The sequence below is a fragment of the Alkalimonas sp. NCh-2 genome, from assembly GCF_039631345.1.
Taxonomy (GTDB): domain Bacteria; phylum Pseudomonadota; class Gammaproteobacteria; order Enterobacterales; family Alteromonadaceae; genus Alkalimonas; species Alkalimonas mucilaginosa.
The window spans coordinates 229,429-249,284 of record NZ_JBDIUV010000005.1 but is presented as its reverse complement, the minus strand read 5'-3'; the positions used below and the strand labels follow the sequence as shown (position 1 = coordinate 249,284).

Annotated in this window: 21 protein-coding genes; all 21 read left to right on the top strand. The window is 52.7% G+C overall.

The window, feature by feature from the left end:
* Window position 1: 1 nt before the first annotated feature.
* The 21 genes from ABC502_RS13990 (at window position 2) to ABC502_RS13890 (ending at window position 19,846) form a co-directional block, all read left to right on the top strand.
* On the top strand, window positions 2-808 hold the full coding sequence (locus ABC502_RS13990; RefSeq protein WP_330087759.1) for a ParA family protein: 807 nt from the start codon (window positions 2-4) through the stop codon (window positions 806-808).
* Window positions 809-822: 14 nt separating this feature from the next.
* Entirely contained in the window at window positions 823-1,701 is an 879-nt protein-coding gene (locus tag ABC502_RS13985; protein WP_345916286.1) for a ParB/RepB/Spo0J family partition protein, read from the top strand.
* Window positions 1,702-1,827: 126 nt separating this feature from the next.
* Window positions 1,828-2,205: an ATP synthase subunit I gene (locus tag ABC502_RS13980; protein WP_091342748.1), complete on the top strand. Its 378-nt coding sequence runs from the start codon at window positions 1,828-1,830 to the stop codon at window positions 2,203-2,205.
* A 15-nt stretch (window positions 2,206-2,220) separates the two neighbouring features.
* A complete protein-coding gene (gene atpB, locus ABC502_RS13975) occupies window positions 2,221-3,063 on the top strand; it encodes a F0F1 ATP synthase subunit A (protein ID WP_345916285.1) in 843 nt (280 codons plus the stop codon).
* Window positions 3,064-3,121: 58 nt separating this feature from the next.
* A complete protein-coding gene (atpE, locus tag ABC502_RS13970) occupies window positions 3,122-3,361 on the top strand; it encodes a F0F1 ATP synthase subunit C (RefSeq protein ID WP_091342752.1) in 240 nt (79 codons plus the stop codon).
* A gap of 37 nt (window positions 3,362-3,398) precedes the next feature.
* Complete coding sequence (atpF, locus tag ABC502_RS13965; protein ID WP_330087755.1) at window positions 3,399-3,869, top strand: F0F1 ATP synthase subunit B; 471 nt, start codon at window positions 3,399-3,401, stop codon at window positions 3,867-3,869.
* Between the two features lie 12 nt (window positions 3,870-3,881).
* Window positions 3,882-4,415 (top strand): F0F1 ATP synthase subunit delta, encoded by a 534-nt coding sequence (gene atpH, locus ABC502_RS13960; protein WP_330087754.1) that lies wholly within the window; start codon window positions 3,882-3,884, stop codon window positions 4,413-4,415.
* A gap of 14 nt (window positions 4,416-4,429) precedes the next feature.
* On the top strand, window positions 4,430-5,971 hold the full coding sequence (gene atpA, locus ABC502_RS13955; RefSeq protein WP_330087753.1) for a F0F1 ATP synthase subunit alpha: 1,542 nt from the start codon (window positions 4,430-4,432) through the stop codon (window positions 5,969-5,971).
* Between the two features lie 56 nt (window positions 5,972-6,027).
* The gene (atpG, locus tag ABC502_RS13950; RefSeq protein WP_345916283.1) at window positions 6,028-6,891 is read left to right on the top strand and encodes a F0F1 ATP synthase subunit gamma; all 864 of its coding nucleotides are present in this window, start codon (window positions 6,028-6,030) and stop codon (window positions 6,889-6,891) included.
* Between the two features lie 32 nt (window positions 6,892-6,923).
* Window positions 6,924-8,312: a F0F1 ATP synthase subunit beta gene (gene atpD, locus ABC502_RS13945; protein WP_330087751.1), complete on the top strand. Its 1,389-nt coding sequence runs from the start codon at window positions 6,924-6,926 to the stop codon at window positions 8,310-8,312.
* 17 nt (window positions 8,313-8,329) lie between these two features.
* Complete coding sequence (locus ABC502_RS13940; protein WP_330087750.1) at window positions 8,330-8,749, top strand: F0F1 ATP synthase subunit epsilon; 420 nt, start codon at window positions 8,330-8,332, stop codon at window positions 8,747-8,749.
* A 202-nt stretch (window positions 8,750-8,951) separates the two neighbouring features.
* Window positions 8,952-11,825 carry an insulinase family protein gene (locus ABC502_RS13935; RefSeq protein ID WP_345916282.1) on the top strand — a complete coding sequence of 958 codons (2,874 nt, stop codon included), beginning with the start codon at window positions 8,952-8,954 and terminating at the stop codon, window positions 11,823-11,825.
* Window positions 11,826-11,939: 114 nt separating this feature from the next.
* Complete coding sequence (locus ABC502_RS13930) at window positions 11,940-14,108, top strand: winged helix-turn-helix domain-containing protein (protein WP_345916281.1); 2,169 nt, start codon at window positions 11,940-11,942, stop codon at window positions 14,106-14,108.
* 162 nt (window positions 14,109-14,270) lie between these two features.
* Window positions 14,271-14,525 carry a hypothetical protein gene (locus ABC502_RS13925; protein WP_345916280.1) on the top strand — a complete coding sequence of 85 codons (255 nt, stop codon included), beginning with the start codon at window positions 14,271-14,273 and terminating at the stop codon, window positions 14,523-14,525.
* A 27-nt stretch (window positions 14,526-14,552) separates the two neighbouring features.
* The gene (locus tag ABC502_RS13920; RefSeq protein ID WP_281248658.1) at window positions 14,553-14,687 is read left to right on the top strand and encodes a hypothetical protein; all 135 of its coding nucleotides are present in this window, start codon (window positions 14,553-14,555) and stop codon (window positions 14,685-14,687) included.
* A gap of 16 nt (window positions 14,688-14,703) precedes the next feature.
* Complete coding sequence (locus tag ABC502_RS13915; RefSeq protein WP_345916279.1) at window positions 14,704-15,489, top strand: CPBP family intramembrane glutamic endopeptidase; 786 nt, start codon at window positions 14,704-14,706, stop codon at window positions 15,487-15,489.
* Window positions 15,482-15,856: a hypothetical protein gene (locus tag ABC502_RS13910; RefSeq protein ID WP_345916278.1), complete on the top strand. Its 375-nt coding sequence runs from the start codon at window positions 15,482-15,484 to the stop codon at window positions 15,854-15,856. Before ABC502_RS13915 ends, ABC502_RS13910 begins: the two co-directional genes overlap by 8 nt.
* Before the next feature lie 64 nt (window positions 15,857-15,920).
* Window positions 15,921-17,294, top strand: coding sequence for a bifunctional UDP-N-acetylglucosamine diphosphorylase/glucosamine-1-phosphate N-acetyltransferase GlmU (glmU, locus tag ABC502_RS13905; protein WP_345916276.1), 1,374 nt, complete (start codon window positions 15,921-15,923; stop codon window positions 17,292-17,294).
* Window positions 17,295-17,410: 116 nt separating this feature from the next.
* Window positions 17,411-17,983, top strand: a complete 573-nt coding sequence (locus ABC502_RS13900) for a winged helix-turn-helix domain-containing protein (RefSeq protein ID WP_345916275.1) — start codon at window positions 17,411-17,413, stop codon at window positions 17,981-17,983.
* 142 nt (window positions 17,984-18,125) lie between these two features.
* Complete coding sequence (locus ABC502_RS13895) at window positions 18,126-18,503, top strand: hypothetical protein (RefSeq protein ID WP_345916274.1); 378 nt, start codon at window positions 18,126-18,128, stop codon at window positions 18,501-18,503.
* A 113-nt stretch (window positions 18,504-18,616) separates the two neighbouring features.
* The gene (locus ABC502_RS13890) at window positions 18,617-19,846 is read left to right on the top strand and encodes an HlyD family efflux transporter periplasmic adaptor subunit (RefSeq protein ID WP_345916273.1); all 1,230 of its coding nucleotides are present in this window, start codon (window positions 18,617-18,619) and stop codon (window positions 19,844-19,846) included.
* The last annotated feature ends 10 nt before the right edge of the window (window positions 19,847-19,856 follow it).

The following is a 19,856-nucleotide window of genomic DNA, read 5'->3' as shown; positions in this document are numbered from 1 at the left end:
TGTGGGAAAAGTCATCGCAATTGCTAACCAGAAAGGTGGGGTTGGAAAAACCACTACGGCGGTGAATCTTGCTGCGTCGATGGCAGCAACCAAGCGCAAGGTATTGCTGATCGATTTGGATCCTCAAGGCAATGCCACCATGGGCAGTGGCGTCGATAAATACGAGGTACCTGCTAGCGCCTACGAGTTGTTGGTGGACGAAAAACCATTGGATCAGGTGGTGGTCAAAGAAACCAGCGGTGGTTACCATTTGGTGGCTGCGAACTCCGATGTGACTGCTGCAGAAGTACGGCTGATGGATGTGTTTGCCCGTGAACTCCGGCTGCGCAATGCCCTGAAACCCTGGCGCAATAGTTACGACTTTGTTTTTATCGATTGCCCGCCTTCTTTGAATATGCTGACGGTTAATGCCATGGCTGCCGCCGATTCGGTGCTGGTGCCGATGCAGTGTGAGTATTATGCGCTGGAAGGCTTAACCGCATTAATGGACACCATTCGTCAACTGGCTGCTGTGGTCAATGCCGATTTGAAAATTGAAGGCATTTTGCGCACCATGTACGATCCACGCAACCGGCTGGCCAATGATGTCTCCGAGCAGTTAAAGCAGCATTTTTCAGACAAAGTGTATCGCACCGTGATCCCACGCAATATCCGGCTGGCAGAAGCGCCAAGTTTTGGCTCACCAGTGATGTATTACGACAAAAGCTCAACCGGTGCCAAAGCCTATCTGGCACTGGCTGGAGAACTATTGCGCCGGGCTGATAGCAATACCAGCCAACAGCCGAAAAGCACACTGACAGAATCATAAGGAATGACAAACCGATGGTGGTAAAAAAACGAGGGCTTGGCCGGGGATTGGACGCACTTTTAACTGCCAGTCAGCCAGTCGAGCAGGGCAACCGCAGCAACAGCACTGAACTGCAAAAGCTGGCCATCGAGTTTCTGCATCCTGGCAAGTACCAACCGCGTAAAGACATGTCGCAACAGGCGCTGGAAGACTTGGCACTGTCCATTCGTGCCCAGGGCGTGATTCAACCCATAGTAGTGCGTAAAGTTGCGAACGACAGCTATGAAATCATTGCCGGGGAACGTCGCTGGCGCGCATCCCAGCTGGCGCAACTCAGTGAAGTGCCCTGTATTGTGCGCGATGTTCCTGATGAAGCTGCGGTTGCCATTGCTCTGATTGAAAATATTCAACGTGAAGATCTCAATGCGATGGAAGAGGCTGTGGCGTTGGAACGGCTACTGACCGAATTTGAACTGACTCATCAGCAAGTGGCGGATGCGGTGGGCAAATCCCGTACCAGCATCACCAATTTATTGCGCCTGAATCAACTGAATGATGAGGTCAAAGTACTGCTGGAGCATGGTGATATCGATATGGGCCATGCCCGGGCGCTGCTGGCTCTGGATGGCGAGCAGCAATCGGAGGCCGGCCGTCTGGTGGCCGCTAAACAACTAACTGTGCGCGAAACGGAAAATCTGGTGCGCCGTTTGTTGCAACCACCGGCAGAAAAAACCGTTGTACGAAAAGATCCGGATGTAGCGGCGCTGGAAACCCGGCTTAGCGAGCATCTGGCGGCGCCGGTGCAGATTGATTACAACCGCAAAGGCAAAGGCAAAATGGTGATTGCCTATTCCAGCCTGGCAGAGCTGGAGCAAATACTCAGTAAAATGCAATGGCAAGGCCAGACAGATTAAGGCGTACAGGCTTTGTGCTTATCCTCGGGACTACGCCGCTTTTGGTTGCAAATTAAGGCGAGATAAGTATACTTACGCAGGTTTTTTACCCCTGAAACCAGTACTGTGGTCAACAATGGAGCCAGGATGCAGCCGACAGCACGTCAGGTACGAGTTTCTGCCTACCAATTGATTGCTGCACAGGTGCTGGTGGCAGCCTTAATGTCGCTGCTTTTTTTGCTGTTGCAGGGGGCTCAGGCGGCTTATTCCGCCTTGCAGGGTGGCCTGATTGCTGCCTTGCCGAATTTAGTATTTGCACTCTTTGCGTTTCGCTACTTAACGCAAGGCAGTGCCGATCAGGCCCGCACATCGTTTATGCGTGGTCATGCGCTAAAAATTTTGCTGACGATTGGTTTATTTATCGGGGTAATGCGACAGGATGATGTGGTGGCCTCTGCACTACTCACCAGTTACATCGTCACCCTGCTAGCGCAATGGTCGGCCGTTTTTTTCTTTAAACATTGATAATTAGGATGAAACATGGCTGATAGTAACATTTCAGTCCAGGGTTACATTAAGCACCACTTAACCGATCTCACCATAGGGGAAGGCTTTTGGGCCGTGAACCTGGGTGCGTTGGGCTGGTCCTTGATCCTGGGCTCACTCTTCATCATTTCCTTTGCCTGGGTTGGTCGCAAGGCCACTACAGGGGTGCCTGGTAAATTTCAGTGTCTGGTGGAAATGATCATCGAGTTCGTCGGTAACTCCGTGAAAGAAGCCTTTCACGTCAAAGACAAGTTGATAGCCCCTATCGCCCTGACCATCTTTATGTGGATCTTCCTGATGAACCTGATGAAACTGGTTCCGGTAGATTGGTTCCCGGCAGTGGCTGGCATGGCTGGCATGGCATTTAACAGTGGCGCTATGCCGGAATATGCTGCCGATTACAGTTTCCTTGAGCGCGTAATGGCGCATCCATGGAGCTATCTGACCATAGCACCGACCACCGATCTGAACATCACCATGGGCATGGCCTTGGGTGTTTTTATTCTGATCCTGGGCTACTCCATTTATTACAAAGGCTTAGGTGGTTTTGCCAAAGAGTTGTCTTTTACCCCGTTCAATCATTGGGCGCTGGTGCCATTCAACCTGGTATTGGAGTTGGTGACCTTACTGGCCAAGCCGTTGTCACTGGGTCTACGTTTGTTTGGCAACCTGTATGCCGGTGAAGTTATCTTTATTCTGATTGCATTGGTTGGCCTGGCGCAGTTGCCGCTGCACTTTGCCTGGGCGGTGTTCCATATCCTGGTTATTTTGTTGCAAGCCTTTATTTTTATGATGCTGACCATTGTTTATTTAAGTATGGCGGCTGAGAAGCACTGATTTTAGTTGTTTTAACCTTTAATTTTTAACCTTAACTTTTGAAAACTGGAGAAACTCAATGAGTATTGAAACTGCAACTTTATTCGCTGTAGCTATTATTCTGTCTACTGCGGCTTTGGCTACTGCAATCGCTTTCGCCCTGATGGGTGGTAAGTTCCTGGAAGCCAGTGCGCGTCAGCCGGAAATGGCTCCTCAACTGCAAACCAAAATGTTTATCCTTGCAGGTCTGATCGATGCGATCTCCATGATTGGTGTGGGTGTTGCTCTGTTGCTGTTGTTCGCTAACCCGTTTGCTTAAGAGTCCCCCGATAACCAACTTTTAAAGGAGGCTCGTTGTGGATATTAACGCAACCCTTATAGGTCAGTCGATTGCGATGGCTGTCTTCGTGTGGTTCACACTGAAATTTGTGTGGCCACCGATCAACGCAGCGATTGAAGAGCGCCAGAAAAAAATCGCCGAAGGTCTGGCACATACTGATCGGGCAGAAAAAGATCTGCACATCGCTCAGGATAAAGCCAAAGACATTATTCGCGACGCGAAAGAGCAGGCCGCTGCCATCATCGAGCAAGCACGTAAGCGTGAAGGCAAGATGATCGACGAAGCAACCAGCAAAGCCAACGAAGAGCGGGATCATATCCTGACTCAAGCGCGGGCTGAAGTGGATGCCGAGCGTAGCCGCTTACGCGAAGACTTGCGCAAGCAAGTGGCGGCTCTGGCGGTTGCAGGTGCTGAGCGCATTCTGCAGCGCGAAATTGATGACGCTGCGCATAGCGACATTCTGGAAAAACTGGTTCAGGAATTGTAACGGGAGCGAGCCATGTCAAACTTGACGAATATTGCTCGTCCTTACGCAAAAGCCGCTTTTGAGTACGCGCGTGACAACAACGCCCTCAGTGGCTGGCAACAGATGCTGGCTTTTGCTGCTGAAGTAGCGAAAGACCAGCAGATGGCTGCTTTTTTGCTAAGCAACAGTACTGCTGAAACACAGGCATCGCTGTTTAATCAGGTGTGTGCCGATCAGCTGGATCAACCGGCACAAAACTTGGTTCGGATGATGGCTGAAAATCAGCGTTTGCTGGCACTGCCTGAAGTATTTGCCCAGTTTACCGAGCTGAAAGATGAACACGAGCGTGAAATCAACGTGGATGTGATCGCGGCAACTGAACTAAATGCCGCTCAGCAGGAAAAACTGGCTGCTGCGTTATCCAAGCGTCTGGCGCGTAATGTGAAATTGAACTGTAGCGTTGATCCGAATGTGGTCGGCGGTATGTTAATGAAAGCGGGTGACATGGTCATCGATGGTTCGATCCGTGGCAAGCTGGATCGCCTGATCACCACGCTGCAGTCCTAATTGGGGAACAGAGTATGCAACTGAATTCCACTGAAATAGCCGAACTGATCAAGCAACGTATTGCTCAGTTCGATGTGGTCAGTGAAGCTCGCAATGAAGGTACCATCGTGCAGGTCACGGACGGTATCATTCGGATCAACGGCCTTGCGGATTGTATGCAGGGTGAGATGATTGAGCTTCCTGGCAGCCGTTATGCGATTGCGCTGAACTTAGAGCGCAACTCGGTCGGTGCCGTCGTTATGGGTCCGTACGCGGATTTAACCGAAGGCACCAAAGTTAAAAGCACTGGCCGTATCTTAGAAGTTCCGGTAGGTGAAGCTCTGCTGGGCCGCGTAGTGAACACCCTGGGTGCTCCTATCGATGGCAAAGGCAGCATTGACGCCGCTCGTTTTGAGCCGGTTGAAAAAATTGCCCCTGGTGTTATCGACCGTCAATCGGTTGATCAGCCACTGCAAACCGGTTACAAATCAGTCGACTCGATGATCCCAATCGGCCGTGGCCAGCGTGAGCTGGTGATCGGTGACCGTCAGACCGGTAAAACCGCACTGGCCATCGATGCCATCATCAACCAGAAAGGCACTGGCGTTAAGTGTATCTATGTGGCGGTTGGTCAAAAAGCATCGACCATTGCCAACGTAGTGCGCAAGCTGGAAGAGCATGGCGCCCTGGCGCACACCATAGTGGTGGTTGCTTCGGCTTCTGAAGCCGCAGCGCTGCAGTTCCTGGCACCTTATGCCGGCTGTACCATGGGTGAATACTTCCGTGACCGCGGTGAAGATGCACTGATCGTGTACGATGATTTGTCGAAGCAAGCTGTTGCTTATCGTCAAATCTCCTTGCTGTTACGTCGTCCGCCAGGCCGTGAAGCTTACCCGGGTGATGTGTTCTATTTGCACTCCCGTTTGCTGGAGCGTGCATCGCGCGTCAACGCCGACTACGTCGAGCGTCTGACCAATGGCGAAGTGAAAGGCAAAACCGGTTCACTGACCGCTCTGCCGATCATCGAAACCCAGGCCGGTGACGTTTCTGCTTTCGTACCAACCAACGTGATCTCGATCACCGATGGTCAGATCTTCCTGGAAACCGATTTGTTCAACGCCGGTATTCGCCCTGCGGTGAATGCGGGTATCTCGGTATCGCGGGTGGGTGGTGCAGCACAAACCAAAGCCATTAAGAAATTGGGTGGTGGTATTCGTCTGGCGCTGGCTCAGTACACTGAATTGGCTGCCTTTGCTCAGTTTGCCTCCGATCTGGACGACGCGACCCGCGCCCAGCTGGAGCACGGTCAGAAAGTGACCGAGCTGATGAAGCAGCTGCAGTACGCGCCAATGAGCGTAGCGGATATGACGCTGTCGATTTTTGCCATTGAAAAAGGCTTTATGAAAGACGTAGCAACCGACAAGATTGGCGACTTTGAAGCTGCCTTGTTGTCGTATGCCAAGTCTGAGCATGCTGGTCTGATGGCGGAAATCAACAAAACCGGTAACTACAACGACGAGATTGAAGCAGGTTTGAAAAACGTGGTTGAGACTTTCAAGTCCACCCAAACCTGGTAATCAGACGTGGGTGGCTGCGGCCACCCTTCGTCGTTGAATGAAACGGAGACAACGTCATGGCCGGTGGTAAAGAGATAAAAAGCAAGATTGGGAGTATTAACAATACTCGCAAGATCACCAGCGCTATGGAAAAGGTTGCGGTTAGCAAAATGCGCCGCGCGCAGGAGCGAGTCGCTGCATCCCGCCCATACGCTGAAGGTATGCGCAAAGTGATCGGTAACATGGCCGGTGGTAACCTGGATTATCGTCACCCTTATATGGTGGAACGTGAAACGGGTACCGTTGGCTACATCATTATCTCAACCGATCGTGGACTTTGTGGTGGCCTGAACAGCAATGAATTTAAAGCTGTGGTTCAGGAGCTAAAAAGTTGGAAAGAAAAGGGAGTGTCTGCTGAGTTTGCCTTAGTTGGTAACAAAGCCACTGCTTTTTTCCGTCGTTTTGGTGGCAAAGTACTGGCCCAGCAAGCCGGTTCGGGTGAAAACCCGAAGCTCGCGGATATCATTGGTACCGTGCAGGTCATGCTGAAAGCCTATCTGGAAGGTCGTATTGATCGCCTTTATCTGGTGTACAACCAGTTTGTCAACACCATGAAACAAGAGCCAACGATCGAGCAACTGTTGCCTTTGCCAACCCAGGATGCGCCCAAGCGTAAATACAAGTGGGATTACATTTACGAGCCGAAGCCAGAGCCGATTATCGACATGCTGATGGATCGGTACATTGAGTCGCTGGTGTATCAGGGGCTGGTGGAAAACGCCGCCTGTGAACACGCTGCCCGTATGGTCGCGATGAAAGCGGCCACCGACAATGCCGGCAACCTGATGGATGAGCTGAAGTTGGTGTACAACAAAGCCCGTCAGGCCGCCATCACTCAGGAACTGAGTGAGATTGTATCGGGTGCAGCTGCGGTTGGTTAAGTGAACAGTTTTGAGACATTTGAGGAAACAACATGAGTCAAGGTAAGGTAGTCCAAATTATTGGCGCCGTTGTGGATATCGATTTTCCACAAGATGCGGTACCTGGTATCTATGACGCGTTGAACGTAACTGACGGTGACCTCTCAGGTCTGGTGCTGGAAGTACAGCAGCAGCTGGGTGGTGGCACAGTGCGTACCATCGCTCTGGGCACAACTGATGGTCTGCGCCGTGGCGCTGCCGTCAGCAATACCGGTAAAGCCATTCAGGTTCCGGTGGGTAAAGCCACACTGGGCCGTATTATGAACGTACTGGGTGAGCCAATCGACGAAGCTGGCCCTATCGGTGAAGAAGAGCGTTGGTCCATCCACCGTGAAGCACCAAGCTATGAAGATCAGGCAGCTTCTAACGCCCTGCTGGAAACTGGTATCAAGGTTATCGACCTGGTTTGTCCGTTTGCTAAGGGTGGTAAAGTTGGTCTGTTCGGTGGTGCCGGTGTTGGTAAAACCGTGAACATGATGGAGCTGATCCGTAACATCGCGATCGAGCACAGCGGTTACTCGGTATTTGCCGGTGTGGGTGAGCGTACCCGTGAAGGTAACGACTTCTACCACGAGATGAAAGATTCCAACGTACTGGATAAAGTATCGCTGGTGTATGGTCAGATGAACGAACCACCAGGCAACCGTCTGCGTGTGGCGCTGACCGGTCTGACCATGGCGGAAAAATTCCGTGATGAAGGCCGCGACGTACTGTTCTTCGTGGATAACATCTACCGTTACACCCTGGCCGGTACCGAAGTATCAGCCCTGTTGGGTCGTATGCCTTCAGCAGTTGGTTATCAGCCAACACTGGCTGAAGAAATGGGTGTGTTGCAAGAGCGTATCACCTCTACCAAGACCGGTTCCATCACCTCCATTCAGGCCGTTTACGTGCCTGCGGATGACTTGACCGATCCATCGCCAGCAACTACCTTCTCGCACTTAGATGCGACGGTGGTACTGAGCCGGAACATCGCTTCTTTGGGTATCTACCCGGCGATTGATCCGCTGGATTCGACCTCACGTCAGCTGGATCCACTGGTGATTGGTAAAGAGCACTACGAAGTAGCCCGTGGCGTACAAACCGTACTGCAACGCTACAAAGAGCTGAAAGACATCATCGCCATCCTGGGTATGGACGAGCTGTCGGATGAAGACAAAACCACGGTATTCCGGGCTCGGAAAATCCAGCGTTTCCTGTCTCAGCCGTTCTTCGTGGCGGAAGTATTTACCGGTTCACCAGGTAAGTACGTGTCACTGAAAGATACCATCCGTGGCTTTAAAGGCATCCTGGATGGTGAGTTTGACCATTTGCCAGAGCAGGCTTTCTACATGGTTGGTTCCATCGAAGAAGCCATCGAGAAAGCGAAGAAGCTGAAATAATCAGCTGAGGAGGCAAGATGGCGATGACAGTGCATCTGGACGTAGTCAGTGCAGAAGATAAAATCTTCTCCGGCCTGGTCGAGTATGTCGAAGTGAGTGGTGCGGATGGTGAGCTGGGTATTTTGCCCTTTCACACCCCGCTGCTGACGACAATCAAGCCTGGCATGGTGCGCATCGTCAAGCAATTTGGTGAAGAGCACTTCATCTACGTTGCTGGCGGCGTGCTGGAAGTGCAGCCGGATGGCGTCACCGTTTTGGCCGATGTGGCTAAACGGGCAGAAGATCTGGATGAGCAGGCGATTCTTGAAGCACAAAACCGTGCCAAAGAAGCCATGCAACATGCCAGCGCCGACTTCGACTACGCGGAAGCCGCGGCTCAATTGGCAGAGGCCATTGCGCAGCTGCAATTGATCCGTAAATTGCGCAAAACCAAATAAGCAGGCCCTGCGCCTTGCCAAAAAGCCACCTTCGGGTGGCTTTTTTTTATTGGTCAGTTTTATTTTAAGTTTTTGATTTTATTTATAGTTACACCTTGGTTATAACGAAATCATCACTTCATCCGCTGTCTGTTATCGGTGCAACTGGTTATGCGGGTTAGGCTTGCAGCCAATGAGAAAACACCAAAAAAAGGATGCAACAATGAACAAAAAACTATTTCGATTAAAAGCAGTCAGTTTGGCTTTATTGGCTGCCAGCAGCAGCGGTTGGTTGCTCAGTGGTTGCAGCAGCACAGCGACCCAAACGATTGCGGCGGAGCAGCCTGCTGCTCAGTCCATTATCACCAGCCCGAACGATGCACGTCAGTATAAAGCCATTACTCTGCCCAACCAGCTGCAGGTAGTGTTGGTGTCGGACCCTGCAGCGGAAAAATCGTCCGCAGCTCTAAGTGTCGATGTAGGCTGGCTGAACGATCCCAAGGAACAACAGGGACTGGCGCACTTTTTGGAGCACATGCTCTTTATGGGCACCGAGCGTTTTCCAGACCCGGATGGTTTTATCAATTTTATGAGCCAGCATGGTGGGACCTACAACGCTTTTACCAATCAGCTCACCAATTACATGTTTGAAATCAACTACAGTCATTTTGATGAAGCCTTGGATCGTTTTTCCGATTTTTTCAAATCGCCGCTGTTGCTGCCGGATTACATTGAAAAAGAACGCCATGCGGTGCATTCCGAGTGGTCGATGATGCGGACTCAGGATGGCTGGGCCATGCTGGCCTTGGCTGCCAAGTTGCTGGGTGACCATCCATCCAATCAGTTTTGGGTCGGCAATCTGGACACCTTAAGCGATAAAGAAGGCAGCAAACTGCATGATGAGCTGCTGGCGTTTTACCAGAATTACTACTCAGCCAATCGCATGCAGCTGGTGTTGATTAGCCCGCAGCCACTGCCTGATATGCAGTTGCTGGCGCAGCGCTTTTTCGCCGACATAGAGAACAAGGATCTTGCGAGCCCCCGCCCAAGCCACTGCATCAACTTCGAACAGCACGGGCCGCGTTTGGTGCACTTTGTCCCCAACACTGAAATGCAACAGGTTCGATTGGGCTTTACCATCAAAAACAATCTGGAGCAGTTTGCCAGCAAGCCAAACGAGTTTTTAGCGCATCTTATCCGCTCGGAAATGCCAGGCACGCCGGCACAACAGTTAAAAGCCATGGGCTTGGTGGATGCTGTGTCAGTCGACTATGATCCGAAGTTTTATGGCAACTACGGCCATTTCAATATCAACATTGCTTTAACGGCGGCTGGTATGCAGCAACGGGATGCTATTACCGCAATTTTTATGCAGTACCTGGAGCTAATTCGGCAACAAGGCGTGAATGAACGTTATTACCAGGAAATCCGCACCTCGTTGCAAAACCAGTTTCACTTCCTGGAAAAGCGCGATGGTTTTGGCTATGCCGCTCAGTTAAGTAGTGCCATGCAGTATTACCCGGTAACCTCTGTGGTCAGCGCACCTTTTCAGTACGATGGTTTTGATGCCGAAGCCATCAATACCTTGCTAGCGCAGCTGGTACCGGAACGTTTGACAGTCTGGCACATCAGTCAGCAGGAGCCCGCCGAGCAAGAGCTCACGTTCTTTCAAGCGCGCTATTCGGTGCAGCCGATTGGCGAAGAGCAACTGCAGGCCTGGCAGCAACCGCTGTTGCCACTGAGTTTGCCAGCGCTGAATCGCTTTCAGCCGGAAAGCTTTGCGGTGCAGCACAGTGACTACAGCCAGCCGACGCAGGTATTGAATGAAGACGGTGTTGAGACCTGGTTAATGGGCAGCGAACATTTTTCCGACCAGCCGCGGGGTCATTTACTGATGCAATGGCATCAACCTACGGCGAAAACTACAGCGAAAGACGCCGTGATGCATGGTTTGTGGCAATTGATCTTCATGATCACCAATCAGGCATTACTGCAAGAGGCCAGTGCCGCGGGCATGCAGTTGCAGCCAGAAAGCGAAGAGTACGATCTGGTCTGGCGCCTGGCCGGCTTTACCGATAAACAACCGGAATTGGTGCAGGAAATTGGCCGCTTACTGGCCAGCGAGGTGAATGCGCAGCAATTTGCTCAAGGCATGGACTTGTTGCAGCGGCAATTGCGCTCTTTTGAGCAGCAAATGCAAGTGCGTCAGGCCAGTGAATGGATGAGAACCACCATGCTCGGCGGCCGTTTTGAGCTAAGTGCCATGCTGGAGGCCAGCAACCAGGTTAGCCTGGAGCAGCTGAATGCGTACATTCAACAGACGTTGGCGGCAAGCCAGTTGCGCGTGCTGGCGCAAGGCAATTACAGCCAAGCCGATGTCATTGCTATGGCGCAGTCGCTGCGCGGCAGTCAGCAAACGGAGCGCTCCTACCAAGTTTCACCGCGTTGGCAGCCCGAAGCCGGCGAGCGTCTGCTGGTGCTTCGCAGCAATCCACAAGACGATAGCAGCCTGGTGCGTACCCAGTTGCTGCCTAATGCTGGTGTCAGCGGACAGGCCGCAGCCAAAGTACTGTCGGGTCATCTGCATCAGGCTTTCTTCAACCAGCTACGGACTGAAGAAGGCTTAGGCTATGTGGTGCAAGCGGGTGAGTTGCCATACAACGAGCATGCTGGGGTAGTGTTTTATATCCAGAGCCCGGTATTGTCGGCCGAGCAACTGCAGCAGCGGGTTGAGCGTTTTTTGCAGGAGTACAGTGCGCAAGTGGCGGCATTAACCGAAGAGGAGTTTAATCGCTTAAAAGAGTCTCAATTGCTAGAGCTGCGCCGGGCCCCAAACAATCTGACCGAAGAGTTTGCCTCGATGCGAACGGATTGGCTGCGCAACCGGCTGGGCTTTGACAGCAAGGCGCGCTTAACCGCAGCGGTTGAAGCCCTGACACTGCCAGAGTTGCAACACTTCTATCAGCAGGTAGCCTTATCGGAGCAAGCGGCCGCCTTGCAGGTGATTTTGCAAGGCCAGTCGCAGGAGCAGGATTTTACGCCACTGCCTGGCTTTAAGGCGCTGGATGACCTGGCGGAGTTTCATCAAGGCTTCTAAGGTGCTGTAATAACCTTAATCCAAGCCCCTGCCTGTCAGGGGCTTTTTCATCTGTCATTTTTGTGGTCAAACTGTATAATCGGTGCAACAAATAACCACAGCGGTTTGCTTTTAGTGTCAACCAATCTCCCTTCGAAACTCCAACTCAACGACATCGTGCTCGACACCGTGCAGCAAGCGCTGCGCCGTGGTGATGAGGAAGTTCAGCTGGAGCCGCGGGTGTTTGATGTGCTGTGTTATTTGCTGGCGCACCGTGAGCGCTATGTCAGCTTGCAGGAGTTACATCAGCAGGTCTGGGCTGGGCGGGTGGTGTCGGATACCGCAGTCAGGCGCACCATCAGTAAGCTGCGGGCTCAGCTGCAGGATACCAATCTGGAGCAGCCGGTCTTTATTCGCTCGGGCATGAAGCGCGGTTATCAGTGGCTGGTCGAGCCGGTGGCTTTCACGCCTGGCGCCGATCAATCCAGTGCGGCAACGCTGCCGGAGGCGGCTCCCTCAGCCAGCCCAGCCAGGCATCGCTTTGTCATCGGCGACGAGCCAGCAATACCGTCCCCAAACACCTTTAGCCGCACACTCTTTGCGGTGGCTCACCGCCGCTGGTTATGGCTGCTAAGCCTGGCGGTACTGCTTGCCGTGGTGCTGTGGGCTGTTACAAACCAAAGCCCTGACACCGAGCCAGCAATCGAGCCATTGGCGCTGCCGCACCAGGTGCTGCTGGATGTTCCAGGCGAAAAACACATCCTGGCTGTCAGTGACGATGGCCAGTGGCTGTCGTTTATTGGTGCTCTGGATGGCACGCAAGGCCTGTTTTTGCAGCACACTGAAACAGGGCGACTGCACAAAGTGGAGGCTGCAGCAGGTAGCGTCTATGGTGCCGAATTTGTTCAACAAGGCGATGCCCTTCTTTATGGTACAGTGGATTTGGACAGTAGCGGCTTGTATATCCAGGATATGAACGATTTACATCTACCAGCAAAAAAAATAAGTTTGGACAACCTTCTATCACCAGTAACCTTTTTGAATCTTGGCACTAATCAGGTGCTGATTAGCGCACAAACAGAACTTACAGCACCGCATACGTACTATCTCTACGATTTAGCTCAGCAAAGCTGGCAGCCCTTTAGCTTTAGCCCGGATGCCAACACCATTGATGCTTGGGCGCGTTTATCACCCAATGGCCAGCAGGTAGCGCTGCTTCGTACCTCCCGATTAAGCAGTGTCACCCTGATTTTGGTGTTTGATCTGCAGAGCAAAGAATTGGTGCAGCAGATCCCGCTGAGTGAAAATATTCGCGTTTTAGAGTGGCAGGATGACAACCATTTACTGCTCACCCATCGCCTAGGTAAGCCCATTCTCTATCGGGTGAATCTGGTCAGTCAGGCCATAGAGGAGCTTGCTACCACTGAGCCCTGGTGGCAACTTATGCGCAGCGAAAACAATCAGTGGTTTGGTATCAGCCGCCCGACAAATCGTTCTGCCCGTTTTTTTCAAACGGCTGTCACGCTGGAGCAAGCGCCAGAGCGACTGTTTAATGTGCCCGCCACAGCGAAGGAGCTGGCACTAAGTCATACCGCCGGCTGGTACTTTCTGGTGGAGCAGCAGCCGGATTCTTGGACCCTGGCACACTTTGATGCCAGCAGTGGGCAGCGGGTCGAGCTTTATGCAACGAAAGATCCCATCCGTTTTATTCAGGCCCACCCCAGCCAGCCTTTGGTATTGCTTGGGGTGCAAGGGCGTTTGGCCTTGCTGGACACCACCTCAGGTGTGCTGCAATGGGTCACCAATTCGCAGCAACAGGTCGCCTATAACAGCAGTTACCTCAGCCAGGAAGCGCTGTACTATGCCGAAGAGCGTGCCGGCCGTTGGCAGGTGACACGTTATGATGTGGCCAGCGGGCAGCAAGGTGCGGTGGTGGGCTATCGGTTTCTGGCTCCCTGGCAGCAAGAGTATCTGGCGATGGATACCGATGGCCAGTTCTGGCGGTTAAGCGCTGAGCTGGAGCCTTTGCAGTCACTGCCTTTAAAGCTGCCGCTGTATATGGTTCCCGCCAGAGTTTGGTTGGACGCTGATCAGCTCATCGCGGTGGCAAGGCGGTCTGCCTGGGGTTTTGATCTGCATCGGCTCGATTTACACACACAACAAGCAACTACCCAGATACTACCCCAAGGCACATTGTTTGGTTTACGCTACCTGAACGTGGTGAATGGTACTCTGGTGTACCGGGATTCACCGCCCGAGAATAGTAAAATTGTGCATTTTGAAGGTTCGCCTTTCGTGCATTGATAATAGGTAGTTTATTGATTTTATTTAGTTTATTTTTGGTTATAACCCGGTTATAACCAGTCGCATCACTCTGTCACAGCAAAGTCCTGCCACCGTTATCGTCTTTGTGCCCTGCTCTGCCTAAGCTGGCGTTGTCTTAATCAAACGCCATTGGAGGCACTTATGAAAACATCACTAAAACGCTATATCGCTGCTATCGCCATCTTATCTGTGAGCAGCTTACCTTTGACTGCTGCGGAACTAACCGGGCAAGACGATGCTTTGCCGGAACTGACACAATACATTCAGCAGGATTTACGACAACAACTGCAAGACCAACTGGAAGTGCTAAAGCAAAGCACGAAACAGCAATTGCAGCAGCAAGTAAAACAGTTGTTGCAGCAGTCCATCCAGCTGGTGTTGCCAGAGCGCAACTAAAGAATAAAACATGGCAGGTAGCGCTTTATGAAACCAGTGATCGATAAATGCATGCCCGTTTTGAGCTATGGCTGTTGGTTGTTGTTGTGCCTGGCTCTGCAGCAGGGGCTGATTGCGCTGCTCAATACCATGGTGCCATTGGGCTGGTACCTGCCGCTTTGATGAAAAGGAATACAACATGACAACTCAGACACTGAACGAAGCGCCGGCTGCTGAAGCCATTGAGCAGCCGCAAACATCGACAAAGGCTCAACCTTTTAGCCGTTCCATCAAGTTTTTGCTGGCCATGGTGGTGACTTACTTTGTAGCGGCATTTGTGTATGGAATTGGTGCTGTGATTTATGGTACAGCCACTCAGCCGGATTTGTCACAGGCAGAGAGCCAGGCCTGGATAAGTGCGCATTTGATCAGCCCCAATGGCATCACCTGGATGTATTTGGTGACCGCCATCCCTGTGCTGCTGGTGTTGCTTAAAGCAGCCAGCTTGCCGCAGCAGCGCTGGACACAAACCTTGGCGTTAACACCGGTCGCGGCCAAGCGCTACTTGCCATGGCTGGGTGCTTTTGCGCTGTATTACGCGTCGGCCTGGCTGATCAACTGGCTGTGGCCGGTAGAGTCGGGTGAATTTATTGAATCCCTGGTAGGGGTGCGTCATCTGGGGCTTTTTGTCACCATGGTGTTGGTGGCTCCGGTGGTAGAGGAACTGGTGTTTCGTGGTTACTTCTTTCAAGCCTGGCGCAACAGTTCTCTGGGTTTGTGGGGCACCTTGTTGCTGACCTCGATGCTGTTCACCTTGGTTCACGCTGGCCAGTACCCGCTGCTAATGATGGCGATGCTGTTTAGCTTTAGCTTAATCCTGGGATTGGCGCGGGAAAAAACCGGTTCGGTCTATGTGCCGATGGCAATGCATGCGGCGAATAATCTGCTGGCATTTATCCTGATCAACTGGCTAGGTTATGTCTAAGCGGCGCCTGTGCATCGCCTTGCTGTTGGGAAGCCCGGTGTTGAGCCTGGTTTCCCTGCATGGCTGGCAGTGGTATCAAACGCCCAGAGTGACGTTAAGCCCGGAGTTGTGGCAACCGACTTCTTCAACCAACACGGCTGTCGTGGATCTTAGCTTCTGGACCCAAAAGCGTCATGCCCACCAGTTGCAACTGTCGAAAGACTTTGTGTTGCAAAGCCGCAGCGGCAGCATTGGCATCCGCTTAACCTCGCTTAGTTACCCCAGTTTGTATCCGTCCAAGGTTCGGGTTGGCTTTGAGCTGCTCGAGCCGGAGGATTTTGAGGTGCTTAGTCAACAGCAGAACTTTGTGCTGCGTCCACAAGGGTAAATGCTCTGTCATCGGGCGGTAATTTCGGTAGAATAGAGCCATTACGAACAAAGGAAGCATCGTTATGGCATTAAATGTAGTGATACTGGCGGCCGGTAAAGGCACACGGATGAAATCGGACTTGCCCAAGGTGTTGCACCGGGTGGCGGAACGGCCGATGGTGCAGCATGTGATTGATACCGCCCGCGCTTTGGGCTCCGACCAGCCGCAGCTGGTCTATGGCTATGGTGCTGAAGCGTTACAAAGCGCCCTTGGCGAGCAGCCGCTGCACTGGGTGCTGCAGGCCGAGCAACTGGGCACCGGCCATGCGGTGGCGCAGGCGGTGCCGAATATCGCCGATGAGGATACCGTGCTGGTGTTGTACGGCGATGTGCCTTTAACCCGGCTGGATACTTTGCAGCAATTGCTGGCAGTCAAACCTGCCAATGGCCTGGCCATTCTAACCGTCAATCTGACCAACCCAACCGGTTATGGCCGCATTGTGCGTGAGAACGGCAAAGTGGTTGGAATCGTTGAGCAAAAAGACGCCACGCCCGAGCAGCTGCAAATCAACGAAGTCAACAGCGGCATCATGGCGCTGCCCGGCAAGCAGTTAAAAGACTGGTTAAGCCGTTTATCCAACAACAATGCCCAGGGTGAATACTACCTTACCGATGTGATTGCGATGGCACATGCCGAAGGCGTTGAAATTGCCACCGCTCAGCCGCAAGATCCGATGGAAGTAGAAGGTGCCAACAATCGGGTGCAATTAGCCGCGTTAGAGCGCGCCTATCAGCAACGCCAAGCCGAAGCATTAATGCTGGCCGGTGCCAACCTGCGTGATCCGGCGCGTATTGATGTGCGTGGTACGGTTGAAGTAGGGAATGACGTAATGATCGACATCAATGTCATTTTTGAAGGCCGCGTGGTGCTGGGTAAAGGCGTGACCATCGGCGCTAACTGTATTCTAAAAGACTGTACTATCGGTGATAACACCGAAATTAAACCCAACTCAATGATTGAAAAAGCTACTGTCGGCGCTGATTGCTCGGTGGGCCCTTATGCACGGCTGCGGCCAGACAGCGTGATGCTGGACGACAGCCATGTTGGCAACTTTGTTGAGATGAAAAAAACCACCCTTGGCAAAGGCTCCAAAGCCAATCATCTGACTTACTTAGGCGATGCGGTCATCGGTAATAAAGTCAATGTCGGTGCCGGTACCATTACCTGCAACTACGACGGCGCCAATAAGTTTGTTACCACCATCAAAGATGGCGCCTTTATTGGCTCCAACAGCGCCCTGGTGGCACCGGTCACGGTCGGTGAAAATGCCACCATAGCCGCCGGCTCGGTGCTGACCAAAGACGCCGGTGACCACGAACTGGTTGTCGCCCGCGCCAAACAGCGCCATATCACCGACTGGCAGCGACCGGTGAAGCTGAGCTCCGGTAAAAAATAATGAAGTGGCTTGCTGTACTTCTAGTGTTGCTTTCAACAGGTGCTCAGGCACATTGCTTTCGTTTGGCAGAGGCTGTTAGCTTCGGTTCTTGTGGCGTAGGCGGCACGGTTTACCCGTTGACTTGGGTTTTTATCCTTTGGTTGTTTGTGGTGATTACCTTTGGGCTGCTGCTTTTTAACCCCAGGGTGCATCTGCTGATAAAAGTGGGGCTCTTTATGTTGGCCTTGCCGGTAAGTCCGGTATTGCTGCCATTGCTGTTTGCTTTGCAGTGGTTGCAGCAGCGTTTGGGGTGGTTGCAGCCTTTGGCTGCCCCAAAGCAGCAAGCGCAAGAGCCCGCCATGGCCGTTGCCGGAGCGGGTAGCGATGGGCAAACGGCCTTGCCAACACCATTGCTGCAGCTTGGGCAGTGGCAGCTGAACCCGGTGACACACCAGCTTGGGGGGGAAGGCGAGTGGCAAACGCTGGAGCCAAAAGTGTATCAATTGCTCGCCTATTTCATCGAGCATCAGGGGCGGGTGATCAGTCTGGAGGAGCTACATCAAAATATCTGGACCGGTCAGGTGGTCACCGATACGGCGGTGCGGCGCAGCATCAGCAAATTACGCCACGCCTTAGGGGATACGGATGCGAAAAACCCGCGTTTTATCCACTCGGTGATGAAACGTGGCTATCGCTTTATTGTAGATTAACTCATTGAAAGTAATTAAGGTTATAACTTGGTAGCAACTCGTTCCATGCTAAGTGCACCCTTGGTTGTCGTGATTATCAAGCGCTGGGGGTAGCCTGCTGGCATCGGCTGACACAGGGTCAGTCAGAGCAGGAGGACTACCCATGGATATCTTAACCCTCATCAACATCAGTGCTGAATTGGGCACTATCGTCACCAGCAGCCTTGAAACCGCCAGCAGCACACAAGTTGTCACAACAACTGAGCCAGCAGCAAGCGGCCCTTGCTATCGACAGGGCAGCTTTGGCTTTGGCAATTGCAGTATGTCTGAAGCCGCAACATCGGCTGGCGCCAACAGCTTTAGTTGGCTGTGGCTGAATGTACTCTTTGCCATGATGTTGTTACGGCGTGATATTCACCGCTTTTGGAAAGTCGCTACCTTCTTGTTTGGCTTACCGGGTACCGCTCTGATAGCGGGCTTCTTGTGGTTAATGGGTCGAAGTCGTGCTGCAACGGATTCCGATAAGCGACTTACCAGTTGACGTGGCGTTGGTAATTGATAAAAAAGCGATCATAAATTTATTGTGTTCTCTCCCCTTTGCTCATACCATCAAATGTAAAAAATAATACACCATAGGTGAATTTAGGGAGTGCTATGAAAACCAATCTAAGTACGCTGGTCTACAGCGCTGTTGGTTTGGTGTCTGCTTTGCTGTTAATCAGCGGCTGGAGTATCGGTTTTGCCGGTGGGCTGCACTACCTCAGTGCATCCAGTGTCAGCGTGGCGACCGTGCAAAGTGGCGATTTCACCCAGCGCGTGACCGGCTATGGCAGTTTGCAATCGCAAAATCAGCGGTTGCTAACGGCCAGCAGTATGGCGACAGTGGATGAAATTAAGCTGCGCCCGGGTGCCGTGGTAGAGCCGGATACGGTGATCCTGACGTTAAAAAACCCTGCCCTTGAAGTTGCCGCCCAGCAGGCGCTGGCCAATCTGCACAACAAGCGCAGCAACAGCCGCCGGCTGGCGCTGGAGCAGCAGCGCGAAATTCTGGAGCAAAGCTCGCGCCTGGCCGAACTGAAATCCGAATCCGAGCTCGCTGCCTTGCAGGTCGAAGCCGAAGCGCCGCTGGCTGAAGCCGGTATTATTTCGGCGATGGATGCCAGGCGCAGCCGGGCTCGGGCCGAGCAGCTGGCCGAGCGTTATCAATTGGAGCAGCAAAAGCTCGCCACCCTGCAGGAAGTGCATCAGCAGTACTTACTGATCCAGCAGGAAGATATTCAGCAGGCGGAAGCTGAGCTGGCCAATGCGACCTATCAGCTACAGCAACTGGTGGTTCGGGCTGGTTTGGCCGGTGTGCTGCAGCGCTTGCCGGTCAGTTTGGGCCAGAGCGTCAATGTTGGCGATCAATTGGCGTTGGTCGGCAGCTTGTCGCCTTTGGTCGCCGAGGTGAAAGTGCCGCAAATGCAGGTACGGCTGTTGCAGACAGGGGCTATGGCTGAAGTCGATACCCGCCATGGCATTGTCACTGGTCAGGTGGTACGGATAGATCCTGTGGTGGCCGATGGCGCGGTGCAGGTGGATATTTTATTGCCCGAGCAATTATCCGCCGATATCCGGCCGATGCAGATGGTGGATGCGCGCATTCATGGTCAAAGCCGTGGCCAGGTCAGCTTTGTCGACCGCCCGGCCGGGGTGGCGGAAGATGCACGGGTTGAGCTGTTTAAACTGGATGCCAATCAAGTCGCCAGCCGGGTGCCGGTGCAATTTGGCAAGGCCTCTGGCCAGCAAATCGAAGTGGTGTCGGGCTTAAACCCGGGCGACCGTATTATTATCAGCGATCTGCAGCTTGATAGCAGCGTGCGGCAACTGAAACTGACTCAGTAAGGATTGAACG

What these genes read in the sequence shown, in the direction of transcription:
- glmU (WP_345916276.1), top strand. Translation starts at nt 15,921, where the DNA reads ATGGCATTAAATGTAGTGATACTGGCGGCCGGTAAAGGCACACGGATG.
- ABC502_RS13980 (WP_091342748.1), top strand. Translation starts at nt 1,828, where the DNA reads ATGCAGCCGACAGCACGTCAGGTACGAGTTTCTGCCTACCAATTGATT.
- ABC502_RS13935 (WP_345916282.1), top strand. Translation starts at nt 8,952, where the DNA reads ATGAACAAAAAACTATTTCGATTAAAAGCAGTCAGTTTGGCTTTATTG.
- atpE (WP_091342752.1), top strand. Translation starts at nt 3,122, where the DNA reads ATGAGTATTGAAACTGCAACTTTATTCGCTGTAGCTATTATTCTGTCT.
- ABC502_RS13985 (WP_345916286.1), top strand. Translation starts at nt 823, where the DNA reads ATGGTGGTAAAAAAACGAGGGCTTGGCCGGGGATTGGACGCACTTTTA.
- atpB (WP_345916285.1), top strand. Translation starts at nt 2,221, where the DNA reads ATGGCTGATAGTAACATTTCAGTCCAGGGTTACATTAAGCACCACTTA.
- ABC502_RS13915 (WP_345916279.1), top strand. Translation starts at nt 14,704, where the DNA reads ATGACAACTCAGACACTGAACGAAGCGCCGGCTGCTGAAGCCATTGAG.
- atpD (WP_330087751.1), top strand. Translation starts at nt 6,924, where the DNA reads ATGAGTCAAGGTAAGGTAGTCCAAATTATTGGCGCCGTTGTGGATATC.
- ABC502_RS13910 (WP_345916278.1), top strand. Translation starts at nt 15,482, where the DNA reads ATGTCTAAGCGGCGCCTGTGCATCGCCTTGCTGTTGGGAAGCCCGGTG.
- atpA (WP_330087753.1), top strand. Translation starts at nt 4,430, where the DNA reads ATGCAACTGAATTCCACTGAAATAGCCGAACTGATCAAGCAACGTATT.
- ABC502_RS13895 (WP_345916274.1), top strand. Translation starts at nt 18,126, where the DNA reads ATGGATATCTTAACCCTCATCAACATCAGTGCTGAATTGGGCACTATC.
- ABC502_RS13925 (WP_345916280.1), top strand. Translation starts at nt 14,271, where the DNA reads ATGAAAACATCACTAAAACGCTATATCGCTGCTATCGCCATCTTATCT.
- ABC502_RS13940 (WP_330087750.1), top strand. Translation starts at nt 8,330, where the DNA reads ATGGCGATGACAGTGCATCTGGACGTAGTCAGTGCAGAAGATAAAATC.
- ABC502_RS13920 (WP_281248658.1), top strand. Translation starts at nt 14,553, where the DNA reads ATGAAACCAGTGATCGATAAATGCATGCCCGTTTTGAGCTATGGCTGT.
- atpH (WP_330087754.1), top strand. Translation starts at nt 3,882, where the DNA reads ATGTCAAACTTGACGAATATTGCTCGTCCTTACGCAAAAGCCGCTTTT.
- ABC502_RS13890 (WP_345916273.1), top strand. Translation starts at nt 18,617, where the DNA reads ATGAAAACCAATCTAAGTACGCTGGTCTACAGCGCTGTTGGTTTGGTG.
- atpG (WP_345916283.1), top strand. Translation starts at nt 6,028, where the DNA reads ATGGCCGGTGGTAAAGAGATAAAAAGCAAGATTGGGAGTATTAACAAT.